The sequence below is a fragment of the Synechococcus sp. 65AY6A5 genome (assembly GCF_002760415.1).
GTDB lineage: Bacteria > Cyanobacteriota > Cyanobacteriia > Thermostichales > Thermostichaceae > Thermostichus.
Genome location: NZ_AXUW01000001.1, coordinates 188,337 through 206,705, shown reverse-complemented (window position 1 = coordinate 206,705; position 18,369 = coordinate 188,337). Strand labels below are relative to the sequence as shown.

15 protein-coding genes are annotated in these 18,369 nt (G+C 61.8%); 5 read left to right on the top strand and 10 right to left on the bottom strand.

Going from position 1 to position 18,369, the window contains the following annotated elements:
* Positions 1-126: 126 nt before the first annotated feature.
* From SYN65AY6A5_RS00945 to SYN65AY6A5_RS00935, 3 genes are all read right to left on the bottom strand, one after another.
* Complete coding sequence (locus SYN65AY6A5_RS00945) at positions 127-1,491, bottom strand: MFS transporter (protein ID WP_099812961.1); 1,365 nt, start codon at positions 1,489-1,491, stop codon at positions 127-129.
* Between the two features lie 83 nt (positions 1,492-1,574).
* Entirely contained in the window at positions 1,575-2,987 is a 1,413-nt protein-coding gene (locus SYN65AY6A5_RS00940; protein ID WP_041438484.1) for an aspartate ammonia-lyase, read from the bottom strand.
* A gap of 9 nt (positions 2,988-2,996) precedes the next feature.
* Positions 2,997-3,263 carry a hypothetical protein gene (locus SYN65AY6A5_RS00935; protein WP_011430957.1) on the bottom strand — a complete coding sequence of 89 codons (267 nt, stop codon included), beginning with the start codon at positions 3,261-3,263 and terminating at the stop codon, positions 2,997-2,999.
* Positions 3,264-3,559: 296 nt separating this feature from the next.
* Between SYN65AY6A5_RS00935 and infC the strand changes: the two genes are divergently transcribed.
* The 3 genes from infC to SYN65AY6A5_RS00920 all read left to right on the top strand — a co-directional run bounded on the left by infC (position 3,560) and on the right by SYN65AY6A5_RS00920 (position 6,655).
* On the top strand, positions 3,560-4,117 hold the full coding sequence (gene infC / locus SYN65AY6A5_RS00930) for a translation initiation factor IF-3 (RefSeq protein ID WP_011430958.1): 558 nt from the start codon (positions 3,560-3,562) through the stop codon (positions 4,115-4,117).
* Between the two features lie 15 nt (positions 4,118-4,132).
* Positions 4,133-4,597 (top strand): thioredoxin-dependent thiol peroxidase, encoded by a 465-nt coding sequence (gene bcp, locus SYN65AY6A5_RS00925; protein WP_011430959.1) that lies wholly within the window; start codon positions 4,133-4,135, stop codon positions 4,595-4,597.
* Positions 4,598-4,723: 126 nt separating this feature from the next.
* A complete protein-coding gene (locus tag SYN65AY6A5_RS00920; RefSeq protein ID WP_011430960.1) occupies positions 4,724-6,655 on the top strand; it encodes a serine/threonine-protein kinase in 1,932 nt (643 codons plus the stop codon).
* A gap of 51 nt (positions 6,656-6,706) precedes the next feature.
* On the opposite strand, the gene SYN65AY6A5_RS00915 is transcribed toward SYN65AY6A5_RS00920, so the two are convergent.
* From SYN65AY6A5_RS00915 to SYN65AY6A5_RS00905, 3 genes are all read right to left on the bottom strand, one after another.
* Complete coding sequence (locus SYN65AY6A5_RS00915) at positions 6,707-8,266, bottom strand: GTP-binding protein (protein WP_240527342.1); 1,560 nt, start codon at positions 8,264-8,266, stop codon at positions 6,707-6,709.
* 229 nt (positions 8,267-8,495) lie between these two features.
* Positions 8,496-8,672 (bottom strand): hypothetical protein, encoded by a 177-nt coding sequence (locus SYN65AY6A5_RS00910; protein ID WP_099812959.1) that lies wholly within the window; start codon positions 8,670-8,672, stop codon positions 8,496-8,498.
* A gap of 57 nt (positions 8,673-8,729) precedes the next feature.
* The gene (locus SYN65AY6A5_RS00905) at positions 8,730-9,281 is read right to left on the bottom strand and encodes a fasciclin domain-containing protein (protein ID WP_099812957.1); all 552 of its coding nucleotides are present in this window, start codon (positions 9,279-9,281) and stop codon (positions 8,730-8,732) included.
* A gap of 157 nt (positions 9,282-9,438) precedes the next feature.
* On the opposite strand from SYN65AY6A5_RS00905, the gene SYN65AY6A5_RS00900 reads away from it, so the two are divergent.
* Entirely contained in the window at positions 9,439-11,202 is a 1,764-nt protein-coding gene (locus tag SYN65AY6A5_RS00900) for a phospholipase D-like domain-containing protein (protein ID WP_099835804.1), read from the top strand.
* A 9-nt stretch (positions 11,203-11,211) separates the two neighbouring features.
* On the opposite strand, the gene SYN65AY6A5_RS00895 is transcribed toward SYN65AY6A5_RS00900, so the two are convergent.
* The gene (locus SYN65AY6A5_RS00895; RefSeq protein ID WP_099812954.1) at positions 11,212-12,195 is read right to left on the bottom strand and encodes an acetyl-CoA carboxylase carboxyltransferase subunit alpha; all 984 of its coding nucleotides are present in this window, start codon (positions 12,193-12,195) and stop codon (positions 11,212-11,214) included.
* Between the two features lie 136 nt (positions 12,196-12,331).
* On the opposite strand from SYN65AY6A5_RS00895, the gene SYN65AY6A5_RS00890 reads away from it, so the two are divergent.
* Positions 12,332-12,883 (top strand): hypothetical protein, encoded by a 552-nt coding sequence (locus tag SYN65AY6A5_RS00890; protein ID WP_099883730.1) that lies wholly within the window; start codon positions 12,332-12,334, stop codon positions 12,881-12,883.
* Here SYN65AY6A5_RS00890 and SYN65AY6A5_RS00885 read toward each other — a convergent pair.
* The 3 genes from SYN65AY6A5_RS00885 to SYN65AY6A5_RS00875 are packed head-to-tail and all read right to left on the bottom strand — an operon-like array spanning position 12,859 to position 18,355.
* Positions 12,859-13,341, bottom strand: coding sequence for a hypothetical protein (locus tag SYN65AY6A5_RS00885; protein WP_099835800.1), 483 nt, complete (start codon positions 13,339-13,341; stop codon positions 12,859-12,861). The two genes, SYN65AY6A5_RS00890 and SYN65AY6A5_RS00885, sit on opposite strands and share 25 nt — an antisense overlap.
* 3 nt (positions 13,342-13,344) lie before the next feature.
* Positions 13,345-16,116, bottom strand: a complete 2,772-nt coding sequence (locus SYN65AY6A5_RS00880; RefSeq protein ID WP_011434294.1) for a hybrid sensor histidine kinase/response regulator — start codon at positions 16,114-16,116, stop codon at positions 13,345-13,347.
* 1 nt (position 16,117) lies between these two features.
* Complete coding sequence (locus SYN65AY6A5_RS00875) at positions 16,118-18,355, bottom strand: methyl-accepting chemotaxis protein (RefSeq protein ID WP_099883728.1); 2,238 nt, start codon at positions 18,353-18,355, stop codon at positions 16,118-16,120.
* Positions 18,356-18,369: the final 14 nt, after the last annotated feature.

The window sequence follows — 18,369 nt, the reverse complement described above, 5'->3', positions numbered from 1 at the left end:
GTGTGGAGACACACCCCAAAATAATCCGCCGCTTCTCTCGGTTTTACATATCTAGCCATACCAAGCAGCCATACTGAACATACTGTACATTATTTTCAGTATAGTCCAGCGTATCATTGACTAGAGTCATGCTCCCGCTCGTCTTGCCTCCAATTCCCTTAGGATCTGCCGGTGGCGCTGCCGGGTGATGGGGTACAGCCACACCAGCAGGATCCCACCGATTAAAGCCACTGCCGGCAGGGGGCCGATGGCGAGGCGGATGGCCAGCAAGGCCAATTCTGGCTGGAGGGGTGGGGCCTCTCCGGCCACCGAAGGGATAAAGCCGGCCCAATCCAGAGCTTGTCCCACGAAAAACAGCCCTAGCGCCAGGCCCACCTTTTGCAAGAACACCATGAAGGCATAGAAGATCCCTTCCCGCCGCTCCCCAGTGTGCAGCTCGTCCAGGTCGATGACATCCGGCAGCATTGACCAAGGGCCAAGATACACTGTGGCGGAAACCCCGATCCCTGCCAACAGGGCTAGTGCAATCATGAGCCGCTCCTGGCCGGCCTGCAGGAAAAATAGGCCCGCCTGCGAGATGAGCCAAAACCCCGCCCCGATCAGGTACATGGCGCGCTTGCCCAGCCGAGCGCTCAGGCATGTCCAGGCAAACAGGGTCAGCACGGCAACACTCTGAACCGCCAACACCACCAGAGAAATCCACACCTCGGGCAGGCCCATCCAGAAGACGATGAAATAGGGGATGATCGTGGCTGTGAACTGAAAGGCCAGCCAAGAACACAGGTAGATGCCGCTGACAAACAGGTAGGGGCGATTGCTGAAGGCCACCCGCAGTTGCTGCAGCAGAGGCAGCGGATCCCGTTGGGATTGAAAACGTTCTCGTACTCCCCAAAAGCAGAGCAGCAGGGGCACAGCCGAGATGGCCCCAAAACAAGCCCCCGCCAGCAGATGGCCGGCAGCCCGATCCGGCAGCAGGTTAAACAGCAGCGGAAAGGTAACCACGGCAACCATGCTGCCCCCCACCGAGAAGGCAAAGCGAAATTGGTTGAGCCGGGTGCGCTCGTCGTAATCCTGGGTTAGCTCCGCCGTCAGGGAGGCGTAGGGGATGTTGGCGGCAGAATAAAAGGTGTTGAACAGCAGGGACACCGCCAGGTAGTAGGCGAAAAGGGGGCCCATCTGACCGGGAAAAGGGATCCACCACTGAGCTGCAAAAGTCAGGCCAAAGGGGATGGCCGAAAACAGCAGCCAGGGGCGGCGACGGCCCCAACGGCTGCGGGTGCGGTCGCTGAGGATGCCGATGATGGGATCGTTGACGGCATCCCAAAAGCGGGTGATGGCGTAGATGCTGCCGGCCAAGCCTGCCGCCATGCCGACGGTATTGGTGAGAAAGGGCAGCAGGAAAAAGATGAGGATATTGGCCGTCATGCCCGTGCCCAGATCCCCCACCCCATAGGCCAGCTTCGTCCGCAAGCTCAGTCGTTCTCCGGTCATGGCCTGCCTTGGCAAAGGAGAGTCTTACTTAGTCTAGGGGGAAGGGGCAGGCGAGAGGGCTAATTGCCCTTTTCGCGGAGGGGCTAAGAGCGCATCTGGCTCATCGCCTCCAGATTCAACGCCTTGGCCACCTGTTCCGGGCTCATCAAGTTGCGCTCCAACACGATCTGGCGGATGGGCTTGCCGGTTTCCAGGGAGATCTTAGCCACCTCTGCCGCCTGCAGGTAGCCAATGTAGGGATTGAGGGCAGTCACCAAAGCCAGCGTCCCCTCAGCATAGCTGCGGCAGCGATCCGCCTGGGCGGTGATGCCGCGGACGCAGCGCTCGGTAAAGACGCGCAGGCTGTTGTTGAGGATCTGCAAGCTATGCAGGAGGTTATAGGCAATCAGCGGCATCATCGCGTTGAGCTCAAATTGGCCTGCCTGGGCGGCGAGGAGAATGGCGGTGTCCAGGCCGATCACCTGAAAGCAGACCATGTTCAGCATCTCGGCCATCACCGGGTTGTACTTGCCGGGCATGATGGAGGAGCCGGGCTGTACCGGCGGCAGTTGGATCTCTTTGAGGCCAGTCTTGGGGCCGGAATCCATCAGGCGTAGGTCGTTGGCCATTTTGATGGCATCTTGGGCCAGGTTGCGCAGGGATCCCGACAGGTGCACAAAGGGGGCCATGCTCTGCATCGCCGCCATGGGATGGGGGGCCGGGGTAAGGGGCAACTGGGTGTACTCTGCCAGCCGTTGCACCACCTTTTGCCGGTACTGGGGATGGGTATTGAGGCCGGTGCCGACGGCGCTGCCCCCCAGCCCCAAGCTGCCCAGAGCCTGGCTGGCCTCCTCGATCCAGCGGCGGTGCTGGGCAAAGATGGCCGCATAGGCGCCGAAGCTATCTCCCAGCCTTATGGGGACAGCATCCTGCAAATGGGTGCGGCCCGCCTTGAGAATGCCGTGGAACTCCTGTGCTTTCTGCTCCAGCGCCGCCACCAGGTTGTCCAGCGTGCCCAAAAGATCCCGCCGCACCCGCAGCAGGGCCGCCAGGCGAATGGCGGTGGGGATGACGTCGTTGGTGGATTGGCCGTAGTTGACATGGTCGTTGGGGCTGACCCGCTCGTAGCGCCCCTTGGGCTCTCCCAGGATCTCCAGGGCGCGGTTGGCCAACACCTCATTGACGTTCATGTGGTGGGAGGTGCCCGCCCCGGCCTGGTACACATCCACCACAAACTGATCCCGCAGGGATCCCTGGAGGATCTCGTCTGCCGCTTGGACAATGGCCTTGGCCACGTCGGGGGGAATGCAGCCCAGCTCGCCGTTGACCTCCGCCGCCGCTTTTTTGATGAGCACGCAGGCCTCCACGTACTCCGGCAGCGGCTTGAGGCCGCTGATGGGAAAATTCTCCAGGGCGCGGGCGGTTTGGATGCCGTAGTACACCGACTGCGGCAGTTGCCGCTCCCCCATCGCGTCCCGCTCGCTGCGCACTTGCAGTGGGTCTGTCTCTGGAACCATGGCACAGCTCTAGCTGGCAGGTTTTTGGGAAGGTTCCTGTAGAGGTAGGGATCCCTTTTCCTGGAGAGCAGCCAACTGCTGGCTAATCCGCTCGTTGTTTTCCGCCAAGACGAGCACCATGGCCGCGCAGGCCAGATGAACTCCTGCCCGGAATTCGGCCGAGGCTTTGTACTGAGCCAGCGCCTCGCTATCTCCTTCTCGCGGGCTCAGGATCAGTTGCACCGACTTTTGGGCCAACTCTTTCAGTTCCCGTTCCGTTAAACCGAGCTGCACCACTTTTGCCCTCCCTGCTAACCGGAAAACAAGCCCCCCCCTGCCCTCTCACCGGCAGGAGCGCCACTTTGGTTATCCTACCGCGGTTGCTGCCCCAATCCAGCATCCTTCTTCCTTCCAGTGGGTCGGCGAACCCCTAGAAGAAAACAAAAAATGCCGGCTAGTATAGGTGCAGCATGCCTTGCCCTCCTGGCCGATAGACCACTTGGGGGTGCAAGTCCGTCGGCCAGCAAGGGCGCAAAAGAGGCTGCTATTCTCTGAGTACTACCATCTAGGTTGTTGTTCACAGAGAGGAAAACTTGTCCGTAGAACGTCCACTTGACCGCTTGCCCCGCAAGCAGCGCGCAGAGCTGCCGGCCATCAACGAGCGCATCCGCTTCCCCAAAATTCGCCTCATCGACACCGATGGCACCCAGTTGGGGATCATGAGCCCGCGCGAAGCCCTGCGCCTGGCCGAAGAAAAAGATCTGGACTTGGTCTTGGTCAGCGACAAGGCGGATCCTCCCGTCTGCCGCATCATGGACTACGGCAAGTTCAAGTTTGAGAAGGAGAAAAAAGAACGGGAGGCCCGCAAAAAACAACACACCGCCGAGATCAAGGAAGTGAAGTTTCGCTACAACATCGGCGAGCACGACTACCACGTCCGCCTGCGCAGCGCTCAGCAGTTTTTGGGGGATGGAGACAAGGTAAAAGCCACGGTGATGTTTCGCGGTCGCGAGGCCCAGCACGCCGAGTTGGGGGAAGAGTTGCTGCAGCGCTTGTTCAAAGACCTAGAAGGCGTGGCGGAAATGCAGCAGCCCCCCCAAAAGGAAGGGCGAAACATCACGATGATCCTCTCCCCCAAAAAATCCACCTGAGGAGGGATCCCGTCTATGGCTCTTGCTGTTGGGGATCCGGCGCCGGAGTTTACCCTGCCCGATGCCGAGGGCAATTTGGTCAGCCTGAGCCAGCTGCGGGGCCGGCGGGTGGTGCTCTACTTCTACCCGCGGGACAACACTCCCGGCTGCACCCGAGAAGCCTGTGGCTTTCGCGATGCCTACGCCGAGTATCAGGCGCACGGGATCCACGTCTTGGGGGTGAGCGCCGACGACGCCCGTTCCCACCAAAAGTTTGCCCAAAAACTGCAGCTTCCCTTTCCGCTGCTGGTGGACGAGGGGGCCAAGGTGGCCAGCGCCTACGGCGTCTATGGCCCGAAAAAGTTCATGGGCAAAGTCTATAACGGCATTCACCGCACCACCTTTGTCATCGATCCGGAGGGGAAGATCGAGGCCATCATCACCAAGGTCAAGGTGGAGGCTCACGCGGCGGAGCTGCTCAAGCAGTTAACCGGCTCCTAAGCTCTCTGTTGGGGGGTGCAGGGGGAGCAGCCCTGTCGGCAAAGGTGCCTAGGTGTCCAGCGTTCCCGTGCCGAGATTAGGACAAGAAGAGAGCGGGCAGGGGATATAACGATACAAGGTGCCGGTATGGATTCCCCTGGGGCCGTGTCCCGACGCACCCGTACCACCAAGTCGATTCACGACAGCTACCAAATTTTGGGTTTGGCCGGCCAAGGGCAGTATGGGCGCGTGTTCTGTGCCCGGCCCCGCCACGGGGGGGATCTGGTGGCCCTCAAGGAGCTGCCGGCAGAGCGCTTTCCCACCCCCAACCTGCTGCGGGAGCTGCGCTACCTGCTGACATTGAACCACCCCAACATCACCCGCTGCTACGCCCTCGAACATGCCCGTGAGGGGCGCTATTTGGTGTTGGAGTACTGCGAAGGGGGCACGCTGCGGGAGCTGATCGACCAGGTGGAGCGGGGGCTGTGGCTGCCGGTCAAGCAGGTTTTGGGCTTTGTGGATCAGATCTTGGCCGGCTTGGATCATGCCCATCGACAGGGGGTAATCCACTGCGATGTCAAGCCAGAGAATATCTTGCTCAAGCCCACGCCCCAGGGTTGGCAACTGAAGCTGACGGACTTTGGCATCGCTCGTCACCCCCAGCCTGCTCCCGGCGAGATCTCTGCCACCGGCTCCCCCGCCTACATGGCGCCAGAGCGGTTCTACGGCCAGTTCAGCCCCGCTTCTGACCTCTACGCGGTGGGGATCATCCTCCTGGAGCTGTTGACGGGCCGGCGACCCTTTTCCGGCTCCCCCAGCCAGTTGATGCACGCCCACCTCAACCAGCCGTTTGTCTGTCCGGAAGGGATCCCGGCCCCGCTGCAGGAACTGCTGGAGATCACGTTGCGCAAGTTGCCCCTGCGGCGGTTTCGCACCGCGGCCCAGATGCGTTCGGCCCTGGCAACCTTTGCCCGGGAGTGGCAGGAGCCAGCCGGTTGTTGGGTCGGCCCTCGCCTGTCCAGGCGGTCACCTCCCGGCCTGCAGGTCTGGGATCTGCCGGATCCGGGTTTTGTTGGCGAGGGCGGGAGGGAGTCCCTGCCTGAGCAAAAGTTCTGCATCTGTGAAGATCCGAGCGGCTCCCGATCCCCGCTGCTGCTGCGGGTAACCCCTCAGCGGCTGGAGTGGCTGGATCTGCAGACCCTTGCCTCAGGAGCGCCGCCTCTGGCCTGTTTCTCCTTGGCCGAACCGTTGCAGCAAGTGCTGCCCTTGCCGAGCTTCCCGGAGGCTTTGGCTTTTTCCAAAAGCAACCTTTTGCACCTGAGTCCCGCGCGCGTCCGTACCTTGCTGAGTTTTGCGGAGGATTGGCGAGCCACCTGGCTGGCGGAGCGGCAGGAGTTGGTCTGGGCCACTGCCAAAGAAATTGGGGCAGTGCAATGGCTGCCGGCTGGGCCAACCGTAGCTCAACCTTTTCCGGAGTTCCACTGCTACTTTCGCTGGCCTTGGCAGGTGCCAACGGGATCCCTGCTCCGCTTGCTGGCTCTCTCGGAGCATCTGGTGCTGTTGGCGGGATTGGGGCGGCAGTGGGTGGAAATGACTGTGTTGCCCTATCCGGCGGCCTGGCCTCCGCAGACGGGCTCCCAGCCGCTGCGCTATCGCCTACCCCTGGATCCCAGGGGGAGAGTGCTCAGCTTGGGGGAGCGGCTGCTTTTTGCCGGCGGGGATGGAGGAGGCCAGGGATGCTGCCCCCACCTTTGCTCGGTGCAGGTCAACCCGCTGCGGCTGCGCCGCTGGTTTTTGAAGGGGTGGCCCCTGCAAATGGCCAAGGCCCCTTGGGGCGTGCTGCTCCTGTGTCGCGAGGGGGAGGAGTTCTCTTCCCTCTGGCTGTATAGCGAGGGGGGGTATCCCTTGGCCCAGGTGGCCGTGCCCGTCGGATCCGAGGTGTTGCAGGTGGGGCAAAGGGGACTGGTCTGGCTGCAAGTGCCCAAGGCCGGGAAGCCGCAGCAATTTCAGCTTTGGCAGTTGGATCTCAACCAGTTGCCGGCGAATGGCCATGCCGCCGAGGGGGTTGCTTTGGGCTAGCGACGGGTTTTTTGCTTTTGAAATGGCCCTAGCTGAGCTTGGGCTGTTCGGCTAGCTGCTGGAGTGGGCTTGGCGAGCCAATTGCTTGAGAAAGGCCAGCGGATAACGGCTGTGAAGCTGCTGCTTGAGCCGCTCTTGCAGGAGCTCCTCTTGCCAGGGATCCCCCGATTGCAGCCACTCCAGGTAGCTCAGCCCCGCCACCCGCGTCAGATAGGCTCCGCTGGCCGCCTGCAGCGGGATCCCCATGAGCATCCAGGGACTGGCTTTGAGGGCAGAGCCCAGGGCCTGGGTGGCCAGCTCCAGTCCCCCAAGCTGCACGATCATTTGCGCCAGGCTGTGGGCCATTTGTTGAGCCTGCTGCAGGGTGATGCGGCGATCGAACACCTGATGCAGCTCCCCGATCATGCGCGCCTGGATGACCACCCCCGCCAGCATATCCAAAGCCGGAAGGGGAGTCACGGCCAGGGCAGCAGCGGTGGCCCACTGCATCCGCTCCACGATCTGGCGACCCTGGTGGTAGCGCTCTTCCCGCAGGGCCTGTTGGACGGCCTCGCTCAAGGTTTGGGTTTGCAACAGGGCGTTGGCCAGGCGCAGATGGGATCCCTTTTGCTGCAGCAGGCGGGCCATCTGCTGGACCAGGGCGCCTGTATCGGGGGGCTGCGGCTCCCAGGTTTCTTGTCTGGAGCCATCGGGGAAGCAGTAGCGAACCTTCAAGGGCTCCGGGTCGGCGGCAATGGCCACCACCTGCTCAGGGGGAATGACGCCGGCGGTGCGCTGGCGCAGGTGGGCCAAGATGATCTCCACCTCCTCCGGCAACATCTGATCCGTCTTGTTAAGGGCCAGGATGGTGGATTTCCCCAGCCGGGCCAGCTCGAGCAGCTCGGCATATTCTGAGGCCAGCAGATCCCCGGCCACCACCAAAATCAACAGATCCGCCTTCTGGGCCAGGGCGCGGGCCTCCGCCTCGCCGGCGCCGCCGATGGTCAGCAGGCCAGGGGTATCGGTGAGGGAGATGGGGCCACTCCAGCCCTCCAGTTGATAGGTGTGAATGGATCCCTGCTGGGTGGTGCCCAGGGTGGGAGCGGTTTCCCCCACAGGCTGCCCCAGCAGAGCGTTGATGAGAGAGGTTTTGCCGGCAGAAGCGGTGCCGAACACCACCAGGTGCAATTCTTCCTGGGCCAGCCGTCGATCGATCTCCCGCGCCTTGGCCTGCAAGGCGCGACGGCTAATGTCGTCCTGCAGCTTCTGGATAAGGCGATCGACATCCTGCAGATCTGCTTGCACCTGATCCCGCGTCAACTTAACCCGCCGCCGCGGCTTAGCCGCTGGGGTGGGATCCTGTTGCGGTCGGCGAACCTGTTGCCACCAATGGCGTGCCACCAGCCCTGCCGCCACTGTTCCGCCCAGGATGCCGGCCACCGCTAGATCCGCCAGCGGCACCGAATAGGGAGCCACAAAGCTGTAGATGCCCTCAACCCATTGCAGGTATTGGCTGAGAGCCGCCAAGCCCAGCCCCGTCAACAACCACAGCCAAGTGGAGCGCGACAACACCATGCCAACCCACAGCTTGCCCAAATGCCCAATCGGGAACAGATCCTGATCCCCAGGCAAACCCTGAAGATCTATAGAGATCTGCAAAGGCGAGAGAAGCGTTCGCGAATTTAGGACGGCTGAACCCTCTCCGCTGGCAACCCCGGCGCAAGCGGGCTCCGCAGCCGCTTCTCTAGCATAGGGCTAGCTGTAGCTGGGCATACAGTTTTTGCAAGAAGCTTTGTTTAGGAACAGCTACCCACCGGCAAAACCAGAAGCTGAAGACAGAAAACGCCAATCGAGATCGCCCTCAGCCCAAGTGGCCAAAAAGGACAGGGATCCCTGGCAAAACCGCCGGCGGCTCCAGCGGCGCTGGCAAAAACTCGCCCCCCCGGTAGTCCAATAGCTGCACCAACAACAAATAGCCCACCCCCAGGGCAATGGCCAAAGCTCCCGTCATAATGGCTACCCACTTGGGCCGTTCCACGCTGGGCCTCCCAATCACTGCCGGACTTGATCTTCTTTCTTAATAATGCCTGAAGCCTTAGCGAGGTGGGATCAAGACGGTGTCGATGACGTGGATGATGCCGTTGGCAGCTTGAATATCCGCGGTGATCACGTTGGCGTTGTTGATGCGAATCCGTCCGCCCTCAAGAAGGGTGACAGTGACAGGGGATCCCTGCAAAGTCGTCACCTGCTGGCCGGATCTGAGGGCGCTGGAGGGGGCCAAGCCGGGAACCACGTGGTAGGTGAGAATGCGCACCAGCTCTGCCCGGTTCTCAGGCCGCAGCAAGGCTTCCACCGTGCCAGGGGGCAAAGCGGCAAAGGCAGCATTGGTGGGAGCAAAGACCGTGAAGGGGCCTTCTTGCTGCAAAGCCCCCACCAAGCCCGCTGCCTGCAGGGCCGTCACCAAGGTACTGAAGTTAGGGTTAGCAGCGGCAACGGCGACGATATTGGGCAGCGGCGTAGGGCTGGGAGAGAGAGTCGGAGTGGGCGTCGGCAGGGCAATGGCTGTATCGTTGCTGGAACTGTCACAACCGACCAAGGCCAAGCAGGTGGCCGCCGTCAGTCCAAGGGTGAGGGTTTTGCGATTCATAACAAAAGTTAATAACTCAAAACATTCGTCTCCATCTTAGGGTCAAAAGCCGTTCTCGCACGGGTGGCCCTAGAGCAGAGCAGGGGTCACTTTTGCGTAGAAGTGGCTACGGTAAAGTTCGGTATTCTGGGTGTGGTTGCTGGAGGGGAGAAAGGGGATGAACGGGATCGGGATCCCATCTTGGCGGCGGCAACTGCGTCGTTGGCTGCCCTGGGCTGCCCTGCTGCTGCTCCTGGTGGCCATTGGCTACTGGGTGGGCCCCCGACCTCGGCCTTATCCCCAAGAGCCAGAGCTGCCCACCCTGGCCCCTCTGCCGCAGCACCCCCGCATCCGGGTGGCGTTCAACCAAAGCCGCGAGAGCACCTATCGGGATCCCTATCGCCAGGTCTATCGCTACGGCTACAACCTGGAGGAGCTGATCCTCTCCCAGATCCGCTCCGCCCAGCAGTCGCTGGATGTGGCGGTGCAAGAGTTGAACCTGCCCCTGATTGCCCAGGCCCTGGCCGAGCGGCGCCAGGCCGGGATCCCGGTGCGGGTGATTACCGAAAATACCTATGTGCGGGCCTGGCACCAGCTCACCCCTGACCAAGTGCGGGCGTTGGACGAGCGCAGCCGCCGCAAGTACGAGGAGTACCGCAACTTGGTGGATGTGAACCGGGATGGGCGCCTCTCCCCAGAAGAGATCGCCACGCGGGATGTCTATGCCCTGCTCGATGGGGGGCAGGTGCCCTGGCTGGACGACACCGCCGACGGCTCCAAGGGCAGCGGCCTGATGCACCACAAGTTTGTGATTATCGACGGGCAGCGGGTGCTGACCGGATCGGCCAATTTTACCCTCTCCGATATCCACGGGGATTTCGATGCCCCCGGCAGTGTGGGCAACGCCAACCACCTGCTGCTGCTGGATAGCCCCGAGCTGGCTCGCCTCTACACCGAGGAGTTCAACCTCATGTGGGGAGATGGGCCGGGAGGGTTGCCCGACAGCCGCTTCGGGGTGCAAAAGCTCAAGCGTCCCCTGGAGACGGTTTACCTTGGCGATGCCATCGTGGGGGTACATTTTTCTCCCAGCAGCCGCTCCCTGCCCTACGAGGCCACTTCCAACGGCATCATCGCGGCCACCCTGGCCCAAGCGCAGCAGCAGGTGGATCTGGCCCTGTTGGTCTTTACGGACTCAGGCATTGCCAACCAGCTCAGGCAACTGCGCCAGGAGCGCAACGTGCTGATCCGCGGCGTGTTCGATCCCGGCTTTGCCTTTCGCGACTACAGCCGCACCCTGGAGATGTGGGGGCTGCTGCTCCCGGACGAAAACTGCCGGGTGGACGCGGCCCGCCTGCCTTGGACAGTGCCCGCTTCATCCGTGGGCGTGCCCAACCTCGCCCCGGGAGACAAGCTGCACCACAAGTTCGCCATCGTCGATCCCGGCACTCCTCAGGCCACGGTGATCACCGGATCCCACAACTGGTCAATGGCGGCCAACCACATCAACGACGAAAACCTTTTGATCATCCGTAATGAGCGGGTGGTGGATCACTTTGTGCGCGAGTTCGAGCGGCTCATTGCCGAGGCCCGCTTTGGCCCCAGCCGCCGCCTGCAGCAACAGGCGGAAGAGAGAGCCCGCCTCTGCCCCAGCCCTGTCCCCGTCGCCCTCTCCTCATCTGAAGCAGAGCCGGAGCTGCTGGAAGTCGAGGTGATCTCCGTTCCTGACAGGGGATCCCCTTCCCAGCCGGCTACCCCGCAAGCTTCCCGCGTGAACTTAAACACCGCCACCGCAGCAGAGCTGCAGCAGTTGCCCGGCATTGGCCCGGCCCTGGCGCAGCGCATCATCGAGGCCCGTCCCTTTTCCTCCTTGGAAGATCTACAGCGGGTCAAGGGCATCGGGCCGGCCCGGATTGAGCAACTGCGGGATCGGGTCACCTGGTAGGGATCCGGTCTAGCTCTCTTGAGCCAGCTCCAGAAAGGCCCCCATGCGGCGAAACTTCTGGTAGCGCTCCTCCCGCAGCTCCCGCCCGCTCAGAGCAGATAGCTCCTTGAGATGCCGCAGGAGAGCTTCTTTCAGCGTCTGGGCAGCTTCCAGGGGGGCGCGGTGGGCGCCGCCAACCGGCTCCGGCAAGATCTCGTCAATGACCTCTAGCTGCAGCAGGTCTTGGGCGGTAATGCGCAGGGCTGCCGCTGCTTGCGGCGCTTTCTTGGCATCTTTCCAAAGGATGGCCGCACAGCCTTCCGGCGAGATCACCGAATAGACGGCGTGCTCAAACATCAAGATGCGATCCCCAATGCCAATGGCCAAAGCCCCCCCGGATCCCCCTTCGCCGATGACGGTGCAGATGATGGGGATCTCCAGCCGAAACAGGGTCTGCAGGTTGGTGGCGATCGCTTCCCCCTGGCCCTCGGCTTCTGCCTTAACCCCTGGGTAGGCCCCCGGCGTGTCGATAAAGGTCAATAGGGGCAGGCCGAAGCGGTGGGCATGTTCCATCAGCCGCAGGGCTTTGCGGTAGCCGGCGGGGTTGGGCATGCCGAAGTTGCGGTGGATGTTGTCTTTGGTGTCGCGGCCTTTTTGGTGGCCGAGGATCATCACCGGCTGATCCCCCAGTTTGGCCAGGCCGCCGACGATGGCCGGATCGTCTTGGCCGTGGCGATCCCCGTGCAGCTCAAACCAGTCGTCGCAGATGGTCTGGACGTAGTCCAAGGTGGTGGGGCGGCGGGGATGGCGGGCCACCTGCAGCCGTTCTACGGGGGTGAGCTGGCTGAAGATCTCGCGGCGCAGCTCTTCGGCTTTGGCCTCTAGTTGGCGAATCTGCTCAGAGGCGTCGATGTCGTTTTCTTCGGCCAAGGCGCGAATTTCCTGGATGCGCTGTTCGAGGGCGGCAACAGGCTGCTCAAACTCCAGCAGTAGGCGGTCGTTGGACTTGGTCATGACCGGTTGGCTAAATTTCGGGAGCGTGCTGTGACCGGCAGAGGCTGCACAGATTTCGGGGTCAGGCTTTGATCTTCTCACATGTAGATCCCGTAGGCTAGAGGGAGCAATCCCCCTACTGCCCAAGAGGGATCCCTTGTCTGCTTCTGTCTCTTCTCCCCCTTCACCCCTTCCCCCCTGGCTGCGCTGGGGGGTGGTGGGATCCGTCGTCTTGGCTATCGGGGTGGGAGCCTTTTGGCAATACGGGCGGCCTGAGCGACAAATCCGCGTCCACACGGAGAAATTGCTGCGGGCGGTGGAGCAGCGCAACTGGGATCAGGTGGAGATGCTGGTCTCTGAGGCCTATAGCGATGGTTGGGGCCTGAACAAGCAGCGGGCGCTGGCCTACAGCCGCGAGATCTTCGGGCAATTTTTTCGCTTGCGCTTCCAACCCCAAGCGCTGCAGGTGCAGCTCGGCCCAGGGGATCCCAGTCGCCAAGGACAGGCCACTCTCTGGTTTGTGATCGAGGGATCCGGCGGCCCCTTAGCCAACCTGACGCGGGATCAGGTGAACGCCTTGGAGCAACCCTTCCGATTGAATTGGCAGCGACGGGGTGGGGAGCCCTTTCGCTGGGAGCTAACCCGCGTGGAGAATCCAGAACTGCAACTGCCCCCTCTCCCCGCTCAAGAACAGACAGGCCAGAGATGAGGGTCGAACACCAACAGGGGGAGCTGGCCTTCGGCTGGCGGGATCCACTGCACAATACCCCGTTGGCGGGCCTGAGCTGCATAGCGGCTGGGGAGAGGCTGCAACTGGGAGGATGTCAGGCGGCGCAGGAGGGGCTGAGTGGGAATGGGCAGAGCCCCTGTTTCTGGGTTGTCGATCTGGTCGGACAATCCGTCCTCAGAACTGCCTGGCTGCAACAGAATAACCCCTTCCGGTTGAAAAGGGATCCCTCGGCCCAGCAACAAACGACCGGTATCCAAAAGCTGGGGGCCGCCCTCCTGAGCAAGCTGAAACTCTGCCCAGCTAAAAACTCGCCGCGCCCGATCAACAGGGAGGCCGAAGCAGTAGGAGCCCAGTTGGAAAGTAATCAAGGTCTGCCGGTTTCTCAGTTGTTCTTGCCGAGCCAGACGACGCAGGCGCAGAGGGGAAAGCAGGGGCATGGACTACCTCGCCATCAAAACGCCGGTGGAAGGTGCCGAAGAGGCTGGTTGCAGCAGTTGCCGCAGCTTTTGGATCAGCTCCTGTTCCTGGAAGGGCTTGGAGAGGTAGGCGCTGGCTCCCAGCCGCTGGGCCAGTTGGCGGTGTTTCTCGCCACTGCGGGAGGTGAGCATGACCACGGGAAGCTGGTCATACAGGGGGTGGGCACGAATCTGGGCCAGCAAGCCAAAGCCATCCAGCCGCGGCATTTCAATGTCGGTAATCACCGCTCGGATGGGAATTCCTCTCTGCAAGTGCTCGAGGGCCTCTTGTCCGTCGCGAGCCTGTTCAACCCGGAACCCTGCTCTTTCTAGGGTCATGGCCAAGAAGCGGCGCACGTTGACCGAATCTTCCACCACCAGCAGGGTGGGCTGGGCGGCAAACCTGGGCTGGGGAAGGGGATCCCTTGCCGACTGACAGGGCTGATCCCGCTGGGCGAGCAGCCAGCTCAAGAGGGCAGGCGGATCCACGAAAAGAGCGATTCGCCCATCGGCCAAAACCGTACAGCCGGAGAATCCCGACGGCAGAGGCAGACCTCCCTCCACCGGGCGCAGAGTTACCTCTTGCTCCCGCCAAAAGCGATCCACCAACAGGCCATAGGGCCGGTTGTCTTCTACCACCAGCAGCACCACAGGTCGGTCGAGAAGGGGGGTCTCGTCAATTTCCCGGCGAGGCTGCCAGCGCGCGAAGCGAAACCAGTGGCCCACAGGAATTAAAGGGATCTGCTCCCCTTCCCAGAGAAAGGAATCGGCAGGCAACTGCGGGGGGATAAGCAATTCTTCCACTGCGTTGGCCGGAAAAGCCAACATCAACCCCTGGCATTCTGTCAGCAGCACGCGGGTGACGCTCAAAGAAACGGGCAGAGTGAGGGTAAACAGCGTGCCCCGTCCCGGCCAAGATTCCACCTGCACCTGGCCGCCAATTCGTTGCAGGTTGGTGCGTACCACGTCTAGACCCACTCCCCGTCCAGATAGCTCGCTGACTCGCTCGGCGGTGCTGAAGCCCGGCTGGAAGATCAACTCCAGCAGCTCCTGGGAGCTGGCCTCAGCCAGGTCGGCAGCGGAAAACCCTATCTGCAAGGCGCGGGCCCGGATTTTATCCAGACAGATCCCTGCCCCATCGTCTCGCACCGTGATCAGAGTGCGGTTGCCCCGTTGGCTGGCGGCAATTTCGATGAGGCCCTTGGCCGGCTTGCCCTGGGCCAGGCGGGTGTCTGGAGCCTCGATGCCGTGGTCAAAGGCGTTGCGCACCAAGTGCAACAAGGGATCCGCCAAGGCCTCCAAAATCGAGCGCTCGATTAGGGTGGATCCCCCCAAGACCCGCAGCTCCACGGGCTTGCCATGGGCTAAGCTCAGCTCCCGCAGCGCTCTGGGGAAGCGATCCGTCAAATCCGATAGAGGCTGCATGCGCACCTGGTCGAGACGGGTTTGCATTTGCCTGGAGAGGCGGCTGAGCTGGCGGGCGCTGCCTTCGGTCTCCTGCAGGGTGGTGTCGATATCGTGGGTTACCTCATCAATTTGCACAACGGTTTCCATCACCTCTTGGGTCAGCAGGTGCATCTCTCCATAGCGATCCATCTCCAAGAGGTCAAAGGTATCGGCCAAGGTCAGGCCGGGATCCCCTTCTTTTTTCAAGAGCACAGAAGCAGGCACGGTGGCAGCGACGCGGTCGTAGCTGCTGCGCAGGCGGCTGTTGGTTTCTTCTAGAGTGCGAACCCGCCGTTTGAACAAGCTGACCAGCTCCCGCAGCCGTTGCAGGCGACTGTTTAAGCGGTTGCGCTCCCCTATGAGCTCTCCCAACAGCTCCCCCAACTGTTCCAGAGGGCGAGCCGGCACCCGTAGCATCTCGGCAGCGCTTTTGGCCCCGGCTGGAATCGAATCCGGCAGCTCGGTGGCTCCTGCCATTGCAGGGGGAGGGGCTTCTGGCGGGGGGGAAACTGGAGGCTCTGCCGGATCCCAGGAGCTGGGGAGAAGAGCGACCTGACCGACTAGCACCAGGGCCTGCGAGCGTCGCCAAGCTTGTAAAGCCGCCTGAGCAACGGGCAACACCTGCTCCTTGGCATTTGGCGGCAGCGTCTCCAGAGCTTGGACTACTGAGCCGCACAGGGTGGCAAAGGCAGGCAGATCCAACATTTCCCCCAGCGCCCCCAGCTCTTGGGCAGCAATGAGAAACTCCTCCCGCAAACAGGGCTGCTCGGGGTGGGCCAGCACACCTTCCAACCGCTGCAGACAGGCCTCCACCTCGGTTGCAAACAGCAGCACCCGCATATCGCCCCCGGCCTCTGCTGCCAGGACTTGGACGTTGTCCTCAGGCTGCAACTCTCCCAACTGCTCTCGCAATTGATCGAAAAGAGGCTGCACCCGCTCTGCCAGCCAAGATTCGTCCAAAAGCCGCTGCTGGCGGTGCTGCTGGGCTATTTGGCGCATGCAATCCAACGCCGCCAAGAGGTTGCGCTCCACTGCGGGGTCGGCTTTTTGGGGATCCACCTGCAAGATCTTGAAACCATCTTCCAGGCGATGGGCCAAGTCGCTAAGCACCGGAAAGCCCATCATGGCCGCCCCGCCCTTGATGGAATGAGCAGCCCGCAGCAAGCGATCCAAACGGGGGCGATCCAAACTCTGGGATCCCAGGCCCAACACCCCTGCCTCCAGGGTGTCGAGGTAAGCCTGGGCTTCGTCCAAAAACTGCAGCCTAACCTGCCACTCGCGTGGGTCGAGGGAAGTGGGATTCGGCCCTATGCTAAACCGCCTCCCCCACCTTGAAGGTGGACACAGAAGTCTGCAACTGACGGGCAACCGCCACCGTAGCCTGGAGAGAGTTGGCCACCTGCTGCGAGGCTGCCGCCGTCTGGGCGGCAATGTTGGCGATTTGCTGCATCAACTGGCGCACCGTTTGAGATGCATCTGCCTGGGCATCGGTGGAGCGGGCAATGGCCTGAAAGAGCTGGTTCACCTGCCGCGAGACTTCCACAATTTGTCCCAGGCTCTGCTTGGCTGCTTCCACCAAGCGGGTTCCCTCCACCACCTGGCCGGTGCTGGTTTCCATCGCCTGTACCACCTCGCCGGTTTCCCGTTGGATCCCTTCCACAATGCGCTCGATCTCGCGGGTGGCTTCTGCCGACTGGGCCGCCAGTGCCCCGACTTCCTCGGCGACCACCGCAAAACCTCGCCCTTCTTCGCCGGCACGGGCTGCCTCGATACTGGCGTTCACCGCCAAGAGGTTGGTTTTCAGCGCAATCTGGTTGATCAAGGACACCACCTTGGAAATCTGCTGGGAAGATTCCCCCAGCCGCTTCACCTTCTTGGCCGTTTCGGCCACCGTTTCCCGCAGTTGCAGGATGTTTTGCACTGTGCGATCCATAGTCAAGCTGCTGTTGATGGCCGTGGCGGCGGCAGATTCGGCAACGGTGGCGGCCTGTTGGGCTTTATCGGCTACCTCCTCGATTGAGAGCGTCATTTGCTCGACAGAGCGCAAGGTCTCTTCGATTTGGGTGGCCTGTCGGAGAGCGGCTTCGGCCAACTCGCGAATGGCTGCCTCGTCACGACCAATGGATTGGTTGACTTGACCGGCGGCCTGCTGCACTTGAATCACGATGTCGCGCAAGCTCTCGATAATGACGTTGAAAAAGTCCGCCATGATGCCAACTTGTCCGGCTGTTAGCTGCGCCCGCACCGTGAGATCCCCCCGCGAGGCTTCTTTGACCTCGCTGATAAGCTGCAGCAGCTCTCTTTGCAGCGCTTCCGACCGCTCCCGTTCCTGGGCGGCCACGGCTTTTTGCTCCAGCGCCCCCAGGTTACCCAAAGCTTGACCCAGGCGGTTGGCCAGCTCTGCCAAGGTTTTCTGTTCTTCGTCAGACCAGCTCTGGCTTTGGGCGCGGCCTATTGCCAAAAAACCGTAAAGCTCATCGCCACGCACCACCGGCGCTATCATCTCGGCTTTCAGTTGGGCTGTGGCCAGCCTCTGCAGGTAGTCGGCGCCCAGATCTGGCCTAGGCACCGGGCCAAAAGCGTAAACTTGCCCGCCGTGGAGAGCCTGCTGGATCGGAGCCGGGATCCTGCGGAGGAGGGTGCCCAAGGTGTCGGGCAGGCGGCTGTCGTGAGATTCAGCGATAACCTGCGCCTCTTCGGGAGCGGTCAAGCGATAGAAGGCCACTCGTTCGGCACCGAAGCGCTGGCGCATCTCGCCCAACAAGTCAGTTAGGGGATCGATCAGCTCTTGCTCTTGGCGAATCCGGGCAATATCGGCAAACCGCTGGGCCAGTCGGGTGTCGGAAACTTGTCGCTCGTAGGTGGCGTTGCGTTCCCGCACAAAGTTGCGCACCAGGATCAAAATGATCCCCCAGCTCAGCAGCAGAATCGGGAAGCTGATGCCGGAAAAGATCAAAGCCTGCAGCAGCTCTTGCTCGTAAAGCTGGACGCTGGCCTGAATGTTGCTGCGAATGGCCTCCAGGGTTTGGTTGATCCCTTCGGCGTAGATGCGCTTTTGCTCTTCGTACTCAGGGCTGTGCAGCAAGTTGAAAGCCCGTTCCTGCTCGCCGGCCCGAATCAGATCAAAAGCCTGCACTTCCCACTCCACCAGCTTGATGTTGGCTGCTGTGGTTTTGGCTGCATAGGCTTCGTAAGAGGCGGGATCCAATTGCTGAATCTCCGCCAGCACCTCATCCAACTGAGGGACATGGATGTTGTAGCGCTCTTCCCAGGACAGATCCCCGCTGGCAGCGGCCATGCGGGCAGACATGGTCAAGACTTCATCCAAATAGATCACCTGATCGCTCAGGTTTTGCAGGGTGAACTGCCGCGAGATCGCCGGCTCGAACTCGAAATAGGTGCGGGCTACGCTGCCGGCAGAGACGGCAAACAGCAGGGAGCTGATGCCCAGAGGAAAACTGATTGCCAGGGCCAGGCGGGATCCCGCGACTTTGCGTTGGGGCCGGGAAGATGGAGCAGGCCTGAGAAAGAGGGGACGGAAGGAAACCATAGAATTTTGCCTTT

Coding starts and splice junctions, on each gene's coding strand:
- SYN65AY6A5_RS00945 (WP_099812961.1), bottom strand. CDS start 1,491: ATGACCGGAGAACGACTGAGCTTGCGGACGAAGCTGGCCTATGGGGTG.
- SYN65AY6A5_RS00940 (WP_041438484.1), bottom strand. CDS start 2,987: ATGGTTCCAGAGACAGACCCACTGCAAGTGCGCAGCGAGCGGGACGCG.
- bcp (WP_011430959.1), top strand. CDS start 4,133: ATGGCTCTTGCTGTTGGGGATCCGGCGCCGGAGTTTACCCTGCCCGAT.
- SYN65AY6A5_RS00920 (WP_011430960.1), top strand. CDS start 4,724: ATGGATTCCCCTGGGGCCGTGTCCCGACGCACCCGTACCACCAAGTCG.
- SYN65AY6A5_RS00905 (WP_099812957.1), bottom strand. CDS start 9,281: ATGAATCGCAAAACCCTCACCCTTGGACTGACGGCGGCCACCTGCTTG.
- SYN65AY6A5_RS00900 (WP_099835804.1), top strand. CDS start 9,439: ATGAACGGGATCGGGATCCCATCTTGGCGGCGGCAACTGCGTCGTTGG.
- SYN65AY6A5_RS00895 (WP_099812954.1), bottom strand. CDS start 12,195: ATGACCAAGTCCAACGACCGCCTACTGCTGGAGTTTGAGCAGCCTGTT.
- SYN65AY6A5_RS00885 (WP_099835800.1), bottom strand. CDS start 13,341: ATGCCCCTGCTTTCCCCTCTGCGCCTGCGTCGTCTGGCTCGGCAAGAA.
- SYN65AY6A5_RS00875 (WP_099883728.1), bottom strand. CDS start 18,355: ATGGTTTCCTTCCGTCCCCTCTTTCTCAGGCCTGCTCCATCTTCCCGG.